A 14,184-nucleotide genomic window follows, 5' to 3' on the forward strand; every position below is an offset into this window, starting at 1 on the left:
GGGCAGCCACGGCTCCCGCGGAGCTACCCTGCCTTCCGCCGTGGCGCTTGGGTGTGGGATAGGTTTGGCGCGGGCTGGCAGCTCTGCCCCTTGCTGGTGGCGGCCCGGGCGCGATTCGTGCTGTAATAACCTGGAATAATCTCTCTGAAGGAGGTTGGCGATGGCACAGAGCAAGTGGGACAGGGTGTCTGCGGCGCTGGAGGGGGGCAGGCCCGACAAGGTGCCGCTGACCTTCTGGATGCACTTCCCGGAGGTGGACCGCTCCGCCCGTGGGCTGGTGCGCGCCACGTTGGACCTTTACCGGCGCTACGACCTGGACCTCATCAAGGTCATGTTCCGCAGCTCCTTCGGCCTCGAGGACTGGGGCGTACACTTCGGGAGCTACCACCCCACTCGTGGCTCTTGGCAGACGGAGGAATACGTAGTGCACACCCCGGAGGACTGGGGGACCATCGAGGTGCTCCCACCCGATCGGGGCGTGCTGGGGGAACAACTGGAGGTGCTGTCACAGCTGCGTAAGGAGGTGGGGCCTGATGTGCCTGTGCTGGCTACGCTGTTCTCTCCCTCTATGCTGGCGGTCAGGCTATCCGGCAGGGCCAGGTTCCTGGAGCACTGGAGGACGCATCGGGACGACGTGGAGCGTGCCCTCAAGGTGATAGGGGAGACCGTGATGGCGTTCGGTCTGGCATGCCTGCGTGCGGGCGCCGACGGCATATTCTACGCCATCGAGCTGGGCAGCGGACGAGCCATGCCGCATGAGGAGTACAGTGCCATAGGCGAGAGGTACGACCGGCCCATCCTGGCCGAGATCCACGAGAGGTCTCGCCTGACGATGCTCCACCTGCATGGCGAGGACCTGGCCTTCTCCGAGCTTGTCAACTATCCATCGCATGTGGTTAACTGGTACGATAGATGTGCTGGGCCGAGCCTGCGCGATGCGAGGGCGGTCACCAGCAAGTGTTTGGCTGCTGGCATAGATCACGAGAGAACCCTTATGCTGGACACTCCAGAGGAGATAGCCTCGGAGGTGCGTGCGGCTGTGGCCGAGGTGGATGGCCGCGGCCTGATCCTGGCGCCTGGGTGTGGCATACCCATCACGGTGCCGGAAAGGAGCCTGCGCGCGCTCGTGGAGGCCAGGAACTCTCTGGCATAGGACGCTGGGGCTTGTTTTGATTTTATGTCTTACTGGGTGCTATCCTTGTAGAGGACCTGGGCTGGAGCAAAGTGTTCCAGCCACCGAAGCTGCTCACTTGAGAACGAAGGAGTTACTGGAGGTATATGGTAAAAAAGCGAGAGCCAAGGCATAAAGTATCACGTCGATTCGGTGTGGATATATACGGCACCGGCGGCGATTCCCTGCAGCGCAGGCTGCACATACCGCCCGGCGGCTTCAAGGGCGGACGCAGGCGCAGGCTTTCGGAGTACGGCATGCAGCTGTTCGAGAAGCAGAAGGCCAAGGCTTACTACGGCGTGCATGAGCGCCAGTTCCAGCGCTACTACCAGCAGGCGGAGCGCATGCCCGGCAACACCGGCCACAACCTGCTGCAGCTCATAGAGCGCAGGCTGGACAACGTGGTGTACAGGCTGGGGTTTGCGCGCACCCGCCCGATGGCGCGCCAGCTCGTGGTGCACGGGCACGTGCGGGTCAACGGCCAGAAGGTGGACAGGCCTTCCTACCAGGTCAAGCCTGGTGAGGTGATCACCCTCACCGAGAAGGCGCTCCAGATCCCGGTCGTCATCGAGGAGATGGAGTCGCACCGGATCGTGCCCGCATGGCTGCAGCGAGAGGGGCCTGTGGGCAGGGTGGTCAGGCTGCCCGAGAGGGACGAGATCCCTGAGCCGATCAACGAGGACCTGATCATCGCCTTCTACTCCCGCTACTAGGGAGCGTACATCACTAGCTTGCTGCCCGGGGAGGGGCTCGAGCCCCTCCCCATTCTTTTGGGAGTATAGAGCTGCCCTTCCGGTCTCGGACGCTACGCCACCGCCAGCTTACGGGGTTAACCGGCACAAGCGACCCCCTGCGACCCTTCAGGAGGCTAGATGTCTTGTGGACGCCCTGTCGCCTCACTCGTCGGATGGTTGATACCGGGAGGTGCACGACAGTAGGGGGAGCTTGCAGCCCTATATAAACGTCCCCTGACCTGCAATATCGGGGCGTGCCTATGCAGTCTGGCTAAGGCGAGCGCAAGGGGAATGGGGTGATATCCCAAGCCACAGCCGGACTGGATCCAGCACCAGTGCCAGGAGAGCATGCCGGCTGTGGAGTATATGCGTGGTGGGGGAGCCCGCTCCCCCACCACGCGGTCTATTGGGCTCAGTTGCGAGATTTCAGCTTGGCCATTACCTCCAAGGGCAGCTTGTAGATGTAGCCGTCGTAGGCGTCGTTGGTGTCCCCTGCCACCATGGGCTGCAGCGTCTGGTACACCACCAGGCCTTGCTTCTCAGCAAAGGAGCCGTAGTCCCCGTTGCTCAGACCTGGATAGGAGGTGTCCTCTGGCTTGCGCTTGAAGGTCACGCGGTAGGTCTGGGCCAGCAGTGGGTCTATCCTCCAGCTACTCTTGGGCATGTCATTCAGCGACCACAGCTCGGCTATGAACACGTCTTTGGCCCCGTTAGTATCTCTGGCCACCAGGTTGGAGGCTCTGGAAGTGAACGAGACGTACCTGCCGGAGGCCGACATCGTGGCCGAGTCGGTGATGCCGTTGGCGTTGCCGCCGGTGCGGGAGGTGGTGACCAGGACTGGGCGGCCGATGCGGGCGTCCCACACGTAGGCGTCCTCCAGGCCGTTGGTGTCGTCCCCGGTGAGGTTGCCCTTGGTGACGAACGCCATGCGCTCCCCATCCCCAGAGATGGACGGGGCCAGTACCCCGGCATAGGACTGCCCACCGTAGCGGGGGACGTTGAGCCTCCTGATCGTGCCGTAGGTAGTGGTCCTGGAGGCCCTGGTCCACAGGAAGAGGTCCATGGTGTTGGTGTCGCCGGGCACGAGGTTGCTGCCCCTGGAGACGAAGGCTACCTTGAGGGCGTTGTTGGTGATGGCCGACCAGAAGGACAGGCCGTTTGAGAGCTGGCCGCCCGTGCGGTCGACGTAGAAGCGGCGGTTGATGACCCTGTCCCACACCACGATGTGGGAGGCACCTGGCGAGATGCGAGTGTAGGCCACTACGTCGCCGTTGCCGGCAATCGTCGGGTCGTAGGCGGATTCGTGCCTGCCCTTGGAGACGAGGGTGAGGGAGATGTCCCTGGGCTCGCCTATCTGGCCGTCGCCCGAGACGTCCAGGTTCACGAGATAGGCGTCGTAGTTGCAGGCGATGCCGGGCCCACACAGTCCACGGCCCCCGTTCTGGTCGCCGTTATCCGGCAGGTTGGTGGCGTTCGAGGTGAAGGCCACCCAGCGGCCGTTGCTGGCAAAGCTCCCCAGCCAGCGTTGCCGTTGGCGGGTGTGCCGTCGGACTTACGGTCCACCAGGTAGGTGTGGCCCGAATCCAGGTCGCGGATGTAGAGGTGGTCCTTGCCGTCGGCTATCCGCTGTTGGCGTGATCCCCAGCGCAAGGTCATGGGACATCTTGTACCAAACATCACATATCTACCCGATGAGTCTATCCTTGGGTCACGGGCCCCAGGTAACCATTCCCCGTGCAGTCTGGGATCTGGCGGCCGTCATCCTGCAGCGTCACCCGGATGTTATCGCCAGGATCCACCCAGACGGCTTTGGCCACCGACACCGTGCTGAATGCTAATACGAACATCAACAGGACTTTGAATATCTTGGTCATCTGTTTCTCCGTATTTTGGTTACGTGCTGTGTGTAACTACAGATTATCCAGTGGCTCGCACTTAAGGTGGCGCTCGCATCTCTTCCCCCCTTCGGCCTTTATAATAAGTAATACATAACATAGATAAATCGTGATATTCATGTACATATATATGTGCGAATCAGTGAGGAAATAATATACGATCTTTTACTTCCCTGCAATAGTACTTTGGTATGATTTGCCTCTATACAGCTAACGAGCTGCAGCCCGGGGCTGGGGCGCGGGGTAGTGTGGGCCGCTCGTCGGTGCTCGCGGCTACACGCTGAGGTCGGGGTGCGGGACGCGTGCGACCAAAATCTCCTCATTGCTGTCGGACCAAGCCACCTGGAGGAAGCCCACCATGGGCCCCAGGTCTCGGTAGCCGCGCGCCGGGGGCGTCGGCTCGCTGGTGATGATGCTTGACTGCCCGTAGAACTCGATCTCCCATATCCTACCGGTCATCATGGGATTGACGGCGTACCTGAAGATCTTCCTGATCTGGACTGCCCTGTAGCTGCCGTTGAGCCAGTCCTCCTGCTGCCCCTTGCTCCATGGGCCGGGGTTGGCAGAAGGCTGGACTAGGATTTGGACGCCCTGTGCCGATAAGGCCTGTAGCACGTCTTCTTGGAAGGCGTCCAGACAGATCGCTATACCCACAGTGCCCAGCTCGGTGCTGTAGGCTCTGATCTCCCCTGAGGGTGAGGGCGTGAGGCCAAGCATCTGCGGCCCCTCCAGGTCTATCAGGTGCACCTTCCGCTGGGTGCCAACGATGTCCCCGCTGGGATCAAACAGGTACGCGGTGTTGTAGATCCTGTGGTCGACCACCCTCGCGTTGGGCCCGCCTAGATCGATCGCGGGCAGGGGGATGCTCCCGGCGGCGATGTACACCCCGTAGGTCCGCGCCGCTCGGGAGAAGGTGTCCAGGTAGGTCTCCGCCATCACGCGCCAGCGGTGGTGGATGAGCGCGGCCGGCCACCGCAGCCCGTGGAAGAGTCGGTGGGCGAGGGCCGGCAGGAGGTGCGCGCGCACGGCCCTGGATAGGGCGTCCCTTGAGGAGTGCGCATCCCTTAGCTCGTCCCACATGCCCTGCAGCACGAGCATCAGGCCAACGTCCTCCGGCCACGCGACCAGCGTCGGCAGGCCGTCCCGCAGGTGGGGGGCCAGCTGCGCCATCAGGCTAGATACCTTCCGCTCGAAGCTCTGAGGGCTTCGGTAGTCCTCTGGCCTGAGCTGCATCTGTATCGCTACGAGCTGTATCTGGCTGGCGTGCATGGGTGTCTGGGAGGCTGGCGGAGCGCTCCGCCAGCCGGGGACGTTCAGGACGCCCAGTCCATGGGTGTGGGCTGCTGGAAGGTGGATTGCACCTCCACGGCCTCGCCCGAGGCCATGGCCCTTGTGGCCGCCTCCAGGATCTCCACCACGTGGGCGGCCTGCTCGCCCGTGGCTCTGTGTGGGCGGTTCTCGAGTATCGCCTGGGCCATGTCCCTGGCTCCCCTGCCCCACTCCGTGCCGTGATACGGCTCCTTAATGAGGGGCACGGGCTCGTACTTCTTGCCGAACTCGGTGAACTCCACGTCGGCGTCGAACACCTGCCAGCTGGAGATGTACAGCGATCCCACGTCGCCGTGGAACTCGACGCCCTTCTGCTTGCTGTGCTGCCCGACGTAGAAGTCGGTCGTCAGGCGCACCACCGGCCCGCTCTCGAGCTCCACCATCGAGACCACGAAGTCGGGGGTGCTCACGTGGAAGGGCCTGCCGTCGAGCGTCTGGCGATCAGGCTTGAGGAGCTCGCCCTTGGCCCACACCCTCCTGGCCGGGCCGAAGATGGTCGTTATGAGGGTCAGGGGGTAGACGCCGACGTCGTACAGCGCACCCACCTCGTAGAACGGCTCGGGGGCTGGGTGCCAGGTCTCGATCCTGCCCCAGTTGACCTCCGCGAAGATGACCCTGACGTCGCCCAGGCGCCCCTCGCGTATCTGCTTCCATGCGGTCTGCTGGGCCTCGCCCATCCAGGTGATGGGTGAGCAGCCCAGCCTGAGCCCCTTGCTCTGGGCCAGCTCGACGAGCTCGCGGGCGTCCGCGTAGGTCATCGCCAGCGGCTTCTCGCTGTACACGTGCTTGCCGGCGTTGAGCGCTTCGGTGATCACCGCCTTGTGAGCGTGATGTATGGTCAGGTTCACCACCATCTGGATCCTGTCGTCCGCCAGCAGCTCGGCGGTCGTGCGGTAGGGCTGGCCGCCGTGCTCTTTGGTGAGCGCCTCCGCGCGGCTGTAGTCTATGTCCGTGGCCCCTACCAGCTCCATCTCGGGGTACTGCTTGAGGTTGGCTGCGTACCTGCCCGCTATGTTGCCACAACCTATGATGCCTACTCCTATCTTGTCTGCCATGTACAACTCTCCTTGTGTCGTTGTTGTGTTAGCTTAGCCACTCCCTGAGCATCTGCAGGTCCGCCCTGCAGTCCTCGCTGGGGTCGAAGGTCTCCGGCTCGTGCTCGACGCTGATGGCGCCCTCGTACCCGATCTGCTTGAGCACCTCCACGCACTCCTTGATCGGGACGACCCCTTCGCCGTACCGGCACGTGTGGTGGGAGCCCACCTCCCGGACGTCCTTGAGGTGCACGTGGAGGACGTAGGGTGCTAGCTCCTCGATGGCCTTTGCGGCGTCGTAGCCCTGGGTGCCGTACCAGCCGGTATCCACGGTTGTGCCGATCGTGCCGTCACCCCCATCACCGATCTTCTCGAGCATCTCCTGCGGCGTCTTCTCCGGATGGTTCTCTATGCCGAGCTTGAGGTTGTAGCGCTTGAGGGTGTCGACCACGAAGTTCCGGTCCTCGTACAGCAGGGGACACACTCCCCCCAGGATGGTGACCCCGAGGCTTTGAGCCAGCGAGCAGATGCGCTCGAGCTCCTCGCGCGAGGAGCCCATGCTTCCTGCCAGGCTGACGACTCCCAGCCCGTGCTTGCCCAGGAGCTCCTGGGCGATCCGTACATGCTCGTCCGTGGCCCATCGCGGGTTGAGGTGCGCCAGCCACAGGTCCATGTGGTCGAACCCCAGGGCCCTGATATCCGCCAGTATCTCCTCGAACCGCTGGCGGAAGGTCTCGATGGGTCGGAAGTACTCGTTGGTGGCGTTGTCGCCCTGACCCCACCCCTCGGTCATGTTGTAGCCCAGCACCCGGGCCACGTAGTTGGCGCTCATGAAGGATATCTTGTTCATAACTGCGGCACCACCTCACATATGTTGTATTTGTCCGTGTATGGGGGATGTCCGTGGGTTCCCCATGGCAGGCTTCGAATGTCATTATAGAGGAGAGAAAAGCTTATATACTATAGCTATCTGTGTTACACTGGTGTCTCCTGCGAGACGATGGGAGGATGTCATGGTGGACGTGGATGCTGTCGTGATACGGGACGTCAGGCCGATATGCACCGCGCCCGAGGGGATACGCCTGGTGGTGGTGAAGGTGGAGACCAACCAGGATGGCCTCTACGGGCTGGGCTGCGCCACCTTCACCCAGCGTGCCCTCGCGGTGGTGGAGGTGATCGAGTCCTACCTCAAGCCCTTCCTGTTGGGCCGGAGCGTGCATCAGATCGAGGACGTGTACCAGTCGGTGATGCTCAGCTCGTACTGGCGCAACGGCCCGGTGCTCAACAACGCCCTGGCGGGGGTGGACATGGCCCTGTGGGACATCAAGGGGAAGCTCGCTGGCATGCCGCTGTACCAACTCCTGGGCGGCAAGTGCCGTGAGGCCGCGGCCGTGTACGCCCACGCCTCGGGACGCGACATAGAGGAGCTTGCGGACAACGTCCAAAGGTTCATAGATCAGGGCTACCGCTACATCAGGTGCCAGATGGCCGTGCCTGGCTACTCGACCTACGGCGCAGCGGGCGGTGGTCGCTCCAGGGAGCCCCAGCTCCTGGGCCTAGGTGAGCGGCCGTGGGAGCCCACTCCCTACTGCCGGATGGTGCCCTGGATGTTTGAGCAGCTGCGCGGCAGGTTCGGCTTCGAGGTGGAGCTGCTGCACGACGTGCACGAGCGCGTGCCTCCCATACAGGCCGTGCAGCTGGCCAAGGAGCTCGAGCCGTACAAGCTATTCTTCCTGGAGGATCCGCTGGCCCCCGAGGACCTGGACTACCTGCCCCTGCTGCGCCAGCACACCACGACGCCGATCGCCTTCGGCGAGCTCTTCGTCCACCCCCAGGAGTACGTGCCGCCCATCAGGGACAGGCTCATAGACTTCATCCGGGTGCACATCTCGGCGATAGGCGGCATCACTCCCGCCCGCAAGCTCGCCGCCCTGGCGGAGCTGTTCGGGGTGCGCACGGCGTGGCATGGGCCGGGAGATGTCTCGCCCGTGGGACACGCCGCCAACCTGCACCTGGACTTGGCGTGCCCCAACTTCGGGGTCCAGGAGCAGCACCTCTTCAGCGAGGAGGCGCGCGCCGTCTTCCCCGGATGCCCGGAGATACGCGACGGCTACATGTGGCCCAACGACAAGCCGGGCCTGGGAGTGGACGTGGACGAGAAACTGGCCGCGGCATTCCCCTATCCGGATGACCCCAGGAACGGCTCGTGGCTCCCGGTCAGGCGGGTGGACGGGACCATAGTAAGACCTTGATGCGAGGTGATCCAGATGATCTCTAACCTGAGCCATGTGACGCTGGTCGTCGCCGATCTCGAGAGGTCGGCGGCGTTCTACAGGGACGTGCTGGGCTTCACGGAGGTGCCCACGCCGCCCAGCTTCACCCACGCCGTCCGGTGGTTCGTGAGCGGTAGCGCGGAGCTGCACCTGATAGCGGCCCGCGACGCTCCCCAGGAGCCCGGGGACAAGGCCGCGCACCCGGACCCGTCGCGGGACATCGGCCGCGCTCGCCACGTGGCCTTCGGGGTGGCGGACCTGGAGGGCATGCTGGCCCGACTGCGGCGGCGCGGGGTGCAGGTGCTGCTTGGCCCCCGCCCTCGCGGCGATGGGGTGACGCAGATGTACTGCATGGACCCCGACGGCCACCTCATCGAGCTGCACACCCCTTACGAGGTCCCTGGGCTATAATGCAGGCAGCTTCAAGATCCTAATCCAACGGAGGCAAGTGTTATGAGGGCGGTAGTCGTAGAGCAGCCAAAGACCGTGGCTATAAAGGACGTGCCCAAGCCTGAGCCCGGCCCCGGGGAAGTGGTGGTGCAGGTGGCCGCCTGCGGCATCTGCGGCACGGACAAGAACATCTACGCCGGCACATTTCTCTCCCACTACCCGCTGATACCGGGGCACGAGTTCTCGGGGGTGGTGGCGGCCGTCGGGCAGGGGGTGTCCGGCCTGCGGGAGGGCGACAGGGTGGCGGTGGACCCCTCCCTGTTCTGCGGGGAGTGCTACTACTGTCGCAGGTTGCAGGGCAACCACTGCGAGCGATGGGGCGCCATAGGGGATACCACCAGCGGGGCCTTCGCGGAGTACGTGAAGGTGCCGGCCCGCAACTGCTACGTGATCTCCGAGAGGCTCTCCTTCGCTGAGGGAGCCCTGATAGAGCCGCTGGCCTGCGTCGTCTGGGGGATGAAGCGCCTGCAGGCCCAGCCGGCAGACTCGGTCCTCCTGCTGGGGGCGGGGCCGATGAGCATGCTCTGGCTGCAGGTGCTGCGGCACGGCAACGCCTCGCAGATCGTGGTCACGGACCTGTACCCCTCGCGGCTGGAGGCGGCCAGGGAGTTCGGGGCCAGCGACGTGGTGGTGGCCGACGAGTCCCAAGAGGAGAGGCTGCGCGAGGTCTCGCCTCGTGGGTTCGACATAGTCATCGACGTGACGGGCGTGCCCAAGGTGCTGGAGGCGGGATTCAAGTACGTCAAGCCTATGGGCAAGCTGATGGCCTTCGGGGTGTGCCCGATGAACAGCTCCATCAGCGTCAACCCGTTCGAGATATACAACAAGGACATCACCATACTGGGCTCGATGGCGATCAACTACACATTCGAGCAGGCCGTAGAGCTGGCGGAGGCGGGGGTGGTGGATCTGCGATCGCTTGTGAGCCACACCTTCCCGCTGGAGGAGTTCGAGAGGGCCCTGCAAACCGCCGGCACGCAGGCCTCCATGAAGGTGCAGGTGAATCCCTAGGAGGATTCACCTGCCCGAAGGGCGTACATCTTCCTGACGAGGCAGGCGTACAGGGTCCCCAGGTAGATCCAGCGAGGCATCCTGAAGCACCTGGTGCTGGCTGGCCATAGCAGCGGGGCCCCGCCGGTGGCGAGGTCCCTGAAATAGTGGGTGGCTATGCCCGCCGCCACTCCTGCCGCGGCCCTGTGATCGCGCGTCAGCAGCCAGGTCGCCACAGAGACCAGGGCCGCGCACAGCACATTGTGGGTGTAGGGCCTGCAGGAGATCTTGGGCCTCAGCGGCTTTATCCCCATCTCCATGGGGATGTGGTCGAGGTCCATCACGATCGCCCCGAAGGCCACCGGCAGGTAATCCTCCAGCTTGCCGTAGAGGGGCATGGCCATGAGGAAGGCTGTGACCTCGTGTGCGGTCTCGTCGCCGGCTGCTCGCACGACGAAGGGATCACTCTCAAGCTTCATAGCCCCCTCGATGGCGAGCAGCAGCGGTAGTGCGCCCAGCAGCAGGCCTCGGCGCGGCACCGGGTACAGTATACCGTTGAGCTTCTCTCTCATGCTGTACTCCTGGTCATAACGTCAGTCCACCGGCTGCTGCTCGACTACGAGCACGCTCCCGGTGATGAGCTGGCTGTCATCACATGCGAAGAACAGCGCGGCCTTGGCGATGTCTTTCGGCAGCAGCAGGCGCCCGAATGGACGCGTGGCGATCGCGTGCTCTAGCCAGTGCGGGTCTCCCGTGACCTCCCGCTGCACGCGGTCCTCTCCCTCCGTGAGGGTCCAGCCAACGTTGAGCTGATTGACGCGTATCCTATACTTGCTGAGCTGCTGGGCGGCATTCTTGGTCATCGTCATGAGGCCGCCCTTGGATACTGAGTAGGAGAAGAGGTTGGGAGCGCCTATGTAGGCGTTGACGGACCCTATGTTGATTATGGACCCCCCACCCCTGGCACGCATGTGCGGGATGCATGCCTGCATGAGCAGGAAAGGTGCCCTGAGGTTGACCGCCATGTGCCGCTCCCACAGCTCGAGCGTGGTGTCCTCCACCGTGCCCCTGGTGAAGTCCCCAGCGTTGTTCACCAGCACGTCTACCCCTCCGAAGGCCTCGACGGTGCGCTCCACGAGCGCCGTGCAGTCGGCAGGGTTGGCCAGGTCGGCCCTGTGGAAGACCACCCTGCCGGCGTGGCCGTCCTCCTGTGCCAGCCGTTCCACCGCGCGCGCCCCGCGCTCCCGATCCCGGCCGCTGACGACCACGCAGGCGCCCTCGCTCAGGAACAGCCGGGCAATGCCCGCGCCTATGCCGCTCGTGCCGCCGGTGACGATCGCCACCTTCCCTTGCAGCTTGTTGCCCATTCAGCTCGCCTCCCCGTTGGGTAATAGTACGGATTTCACCACCTGCCCAGATCCCATCAGGTCGAAGCCCGTGCGCCAGCTGTCGAGCCCCCCAACGAACCCCACCAGCTGCCGGGTGGGCAACCTGCCGCTGGCTATGAGCCTTATGACCTGCTCCCAAGTCTCGTAGGTGTGGCTGAAGGAGCCCCTCACGGTGACCGCCTTGCGCACGAGTGGGTCGAGCGAGGCCGCCAGGGGCTGCGGCCCCCAGCCCACCTTCACTATCTCGCCCAGGGGGCGCACGGCCTCCATGGCCGTGACGAACGACGCCGAGGCACCGGAGGCGTCCACCACCAGGTGGAACCCCAGGCCGTCGCCGATGCCGCTCGCCAGCTCCCGCAGGTCGGCCTGGTCGACCCTCAGCGCCGCGTCCACCCCGAGCTCCTCGGCCTTCCTGAGGCGATGCTCGTCGCGCTCCGTGCCCATCACCACCACGGGCTGTGCCCCCTGCAGCTTACAGAGCATGGCCGAGAGCAGCCCTATCTGGCCTGGCCCGAGCACGAGGACGGAGTCCCCGGCGCGCACCCTCGCCGATTGCACCACCGCCTGGTAGGCCACACACGCGGGCTCCGTGAGCGCCATCGCCACGGCATCGGAGTCCTGGGGTATGGCGTGGAGGCACCTTGCGGGCACCCGCACGTACTCCGCCATGGCGCCGTCGATGCCGTAGCCGAACCCCTGCCTGTGGGGGCAGAGGTTGTAGTGCCCGGTGCGGCAGGGGGTGCACCGGCCGCAGATCACGGCCGCCGTCTCGGAGACCACTCGCTGTCCCGGGCGAAAGCCCACGACGTTGGGGCCCACCCGCTCGATCGTGCCGGTGAACTCGTGCCCCAGCACCACCGGCACGCACACCTCCCAGGATTGGGTGCCGTGGACCTGGTGTATGTCGCTGCCGCAGATGCCCACGGCATCTACCTTAAGCAGGACGCTGTCCTCCGTGACCTCTGGCACCGGGATATCCCTTAGCTCCACTTCACCAGGCCGCAAGCCGTACTGTACTAGCGCTCTCAACTCTCGTTTGCCTCCTGTATGCTCTCCAGCTTCGCCATGATCTCTCGCAGAACGCCCTCGACGTCTCCCGGAGCGGACCTAAAGCTGCTCGAATCTATCACCAAGGGAGCACCCAGGACTAGAAACCTGAGCCCGCGACGCACCAGCTCGATCGCTTCCTCCACAGACAGTCCCCCTACGGCCTGCACTGGCACGCTCACGGCAGCTAGGATCTCGTCAATGTCATCTGAAGGTCTGGGTGGGGTGCCGCCGTGCTGAGCAATCACCCCGGGATCGCGCCGTTCGTCGTAGCCAACGTGATGGATTATGATGTCTGCACCTAGCTCCTCGAAGCGCTTGCACGCTTGGGGTTTATCCTCTGTAGCAAGGTCGTCCACCATGACGCCGATGCCGTAGGTCCTGCCGGCGCGCACCACCTGCCTGATGGTCGCTTCGTGGGCCCTGCCCATCACGACCACGTAGTCCGCACCGGCCAGGGCCGCCATCTCGGCCTCCAGGTAGCCCCCGTCCATGATCTTGGTGTCGGCCACGATGGTGGTGTGCGGGAAGGCCTCGCGCAGCGCCCTGACGGCTCCGAGCCCCTGCGAGAGGATGAGCGGGGTGCCGGCCTCCAGCCACTGCACGCCTGCCCTGACCGCCTTGTGGGCCATATCCAGCGCCTCCTCCATGGTCGTGACGTCCAGCGATATCTGGACGATGGGCTTGCCCGGAGGTATCATCTAGCCCCTCCAGGCCGCGAAGTGGGGGATGACCTCCTCAGCGAACTGGTGCAGCTGTTCGGTCTCGTAGGCCGAGCGGATGAGGTACACCACGAAGTAGTTGATGCCCACATCCACGAACGGCTTGATCCACTCCACCACCTGCTCCGGCCTGCCCACCACTGCCCTCTCCTGAAAGTCCGGCGTCTGGGTGCTGAGGGCGCGCTGCACGTCCTCGTGATCCCTGGGCTTGTCTGTGAGGTACACCACTATCTCCGAGGACTTGATGATCTCATCGTAGTTTCTGCCCAGCTCCTCACAGTGCTGCCTGAGCACCTCCAGCTTGTGCCTTACTACTTGGGGATCTGTCGAGACGAGGTTACAGGCGTTGCCGTACTGGGCCACCAGGCGGAGGGTGACCTTCTCTCCTCCACCTCCTATCCAGAAGGAGGGATGGGGCTTGCGCACTCCCTTGGGCTCGTTGATGGGACGATCTATCTGGTAGTACTTACCCTCAAACTGCGGGTAGTCCTGGGTCCACATGGCATGGATGATGGCACAAGCCTCCCTGAACATGCCCATTCTGACCCTGGTTTCAGGGAAGCCATAGCCATAGGCCCGCCACTCATGCTCGTACCAGCCAGCTCCCAGGCCGAAGTAGAGTCTGCCATGGGAGGCGACATCGACGGTGGAGGCCATCTTGGCCAGGAGTGCAGGGTTGCGGTAGCCGTTGCAGGTGACCATCTGGCCTATGTTGACTCGGTGGGTGTCCCTGGCCAGGGCAGCAGTGATGGTCCAGCACTCAAAGGTGGTGTTGAGGGTGGGGGAGGGGACGGTGTGGAAGTGGTCGTAGACCCAGATGGAGTCCCAGCCTGGGATGGAGTCGGCTGTTTTGGCTACGTTGGTCATGGCTTCGTACTGCTCTATGGGATCTGGGATCTCCACCAGGTCCATCCTCCACCCCTGTGGTACAAATACCCCAAAGCCTATTCCCTCGCTCATGTTACCCTCCTTGTAGCTGAGTGTTGTGCTTACCTACTATGGCATAAGCGGCTGCTCTTGATCAATCACCTTTGGGATATTTCCGATGGTGGTAGGTGCGGACTCTGGGATGATCATTATTACTGTATGGAAGAATCACTATATACGTTAGTTATGGCTTGTGCTATCCTCTTGATTGGACAATAGTTTTA

The 14,184-nt window shown here is 63.7% G+C and carries 15 protein-coding genes; 5 read left to right on the forward strand and 10 right to left on the reverse strand.

Going from position 1 to position 14,184, the window contains the following annotated elements; genetic code table 11:
• The first annotated feature begins 160 nt into the window (after positions 1-160).
• A complete protein-coding gene (locus TTER_RS11460; protein WP_012876190.1) occupies positions 161-1,153 on the forward strand; it encodes a uroporphyrinogen decarboxylase family protein in 993 nt (330 codons plus the stop codon).
• Positions 1,154-1,278: 125 nt separating this feature from the next.
• Positions 1,279-1,884, forward strand: a complete 606-nt coding sequence (gene rpsD / locus TTER_RS11465; protein WP_012876191.1) for a 30S ribosomal protein S4 — start codon at positions 1,279-1,281, stop codon at positions 1,882-1,884.
• 433 nt (positions 1,885-2,317) lie between these two features.
• Here the strand turns inward: rpsD and TTER_RS11470 are convergent, their stop codons facing one another.
• The 5 genes from TTER_RS11470 to TTER_RS11485 form a co-directional block, all read right to left on the reverse strand.
• Positions 2,318-3,394 carry a hypothetical protein gene (locus TTER_RS11470; protein ID WP_012876192.1) on the reverse strand — a complete coding sequence of 359 codons (1,077 nt, stop codon included), beginning with the start codon at positions 3,392-3,394 and terminating at the stop codon, positions 2,318-2,320.
• 208 nt (positions 3,395-3,602) lie between these two features.
• Positions 3,603-3,779 carry a hypothetical protein gene (locus tag TTER_RS15850; RefSeq protein WP_012876193.1) on the reverse strand — a complete coding sequence of 59 codons (177 nt, stop codon included), beginning with the start codon at positions 3,777-3,779 and terminating at the stop codon, positions 3,603-3,605.
• A gap of 294 nt (positions 3,780-4,073) precedes the next feature.
• Positions 4,074-5,033: a carbon-nitrogen hydrolase family protein gene (locus tag TTER_RS11475; RefSeq protein WP_169302690.1), complete on the reverse strand. Its 960-nt coding sequence runs from the start codon at positions 5,031-5,033 to the stop codon at positions 4,074-4,076.
• A gap of 80 nt (positions 5,034-5,113) precedes the next feature.
• On the reverse strand, positions 5,114-6,184 hold the full coding sequence (locus TTER_RS11480; RefSeq protein ID WP_012876195.1) for a Gfo/Idh/MocA family protein: 1,071 nt from the start codon (positions 6,182-6,184) through the stop codon (positions 5,114-5,116).
• Positions 6,185-6,212: 28 nt separating this feature from the next.
• Positions 6,213-7,013 carry a sugar phosphate isomerase/epimerase family protein gene (locus tag TTER_RS11485; protein WP_012876196.1) on the reverse strand — a complete coding sequence of 267 codons (801 nt, stop codon included), beginning with the start codon at positions 7,011-7,013 and terminating at the stop codon, positions 6,213-6,215.
• A gap of 163 nt (positions 7,014-7,176) precedes the next feature.
• On the opposite strand from TTER_RS11485, the gene TTER_RS11490 reads away from it, so the two are divergent.
• Genes TTER_RS11490 through TTER_RS11500 form a run of 3 tightly spaced genes read left to right on the forward strand, consistent with a single transcriptional unit; the run spans position 7,177 to position 9,897 of the window.
• Positions 7,177-8,415, forward strand: a complete 1,239-nt coding sequence (locus TTER_RS11490; protein WP_012876197.1) for a D-galactonate dehydratase family protein — start codon at positions 7,177-7,179, stop codon at positions 8,413-8,415.
• A gap of 15 nt (positions 8,416-8,430) precedes the next feature.
• Positions 8,431-8,847, forward strand: a complete 417-nt coding sequence (locus TTER_RS11495) for a VOC family protein (protein ID WP_012876198.1) — start codon at positions 8,431-8,433, stop codon at positions 8,845-8,847.
• Between the two features lie 42 nt (positions 8,848-8,889).
• The gene (locus TTER_RS11500; protein WP_012876199.1) at positions 8,890-9,897 is read left to right on the forward strand and encodes a zinc-dependent alcohol dehydrogenase family protein; all 1,008 of its coding nucleotides are present in this window, start codon (positions 8,890-8,892) and stop codon (positions 9,895-9,897) included.
• On the opposite strand, the gene TTER_RS11505 is transcribed toward TTER_RS11500, so the two are convergent.
• From TTER_RS11505 to TTER_RS11525, 5 genes are read right to left on the reverse strand one after another with little or no spacing between them, the layout of a single operon-like run.
• On the reverse strand, positions 9,894-10,448 hold the full coding sequence (locus tag TTER_RS11505; protein ID WP_012876200.1) for a metal-dependent hydrolase: 555 nt from the start codon (positions 10,446-10,448) through the stop codon (positions 9,894-9,896). The two genes, TTER_RS11500 and TTER_RS11505, sit on opposite strands and share 4 nt — an antisense overlap.
• A gap of 21 nt (positions 10,449-10,469) precedes the next feature.
• Positions 10,470-11,243: an SDR family oxidoreductase gene (locus TTER_RS11510; protein ID WP_012876201.1), complete on the reverse strand. Its 774-nt coding sequence runs from the start codon at positions 11,241-11,243 to the stop codon at positions 10,470-10,472.
• Complete coding sequence (locus TTER_RS11515) at positions 11,244-12,293, reverse strand: zinc-binding dehydrogenase (RefSeq protein ID WP_012876202.1); 1,050 nt, start codon at positions 12,291-12,293, stop codon at positions 11,244-11,246.
• On the reverse strand, positions 12,290-13,012 hold the full coding sequence (locus TTER_RS11520) for an orotidine 5'-phosphate decarboxylase / HUMPS family protein (RefSeq protein ID WP_012876203.1): 723 nt from the start codon (positions 13,010-13,012) through the stop codon (positions 12,290-12,292). The genes TTER_RS11515 and TTER_RS11520 overlap by 4 nt, the downstream gene beginning before the upstream one ends.
• Entirely contained in the window at positions 13,013-13,993 is a 981-nt protein-coding gene (locus TTER_RS11525; RefSeq protein ID WP_012876204.1) for an LLM class F420-dependent oxidoreductase, read from the reverse strand. It abuts the gene before it with no gap.
• Positions 13,994-14,184 lie beyond the last annotated feature (191 nt).

Source organism: Thermobaculum terrenum ATCC BAA-798, assembly GCF_000025005.1.
Lineage (GTDB): Bacteria > Chloroflexota > Chloroflexia > Thermobaculales > Thermobaculaceae > Thermobaculum > Thermobaculum terrenum.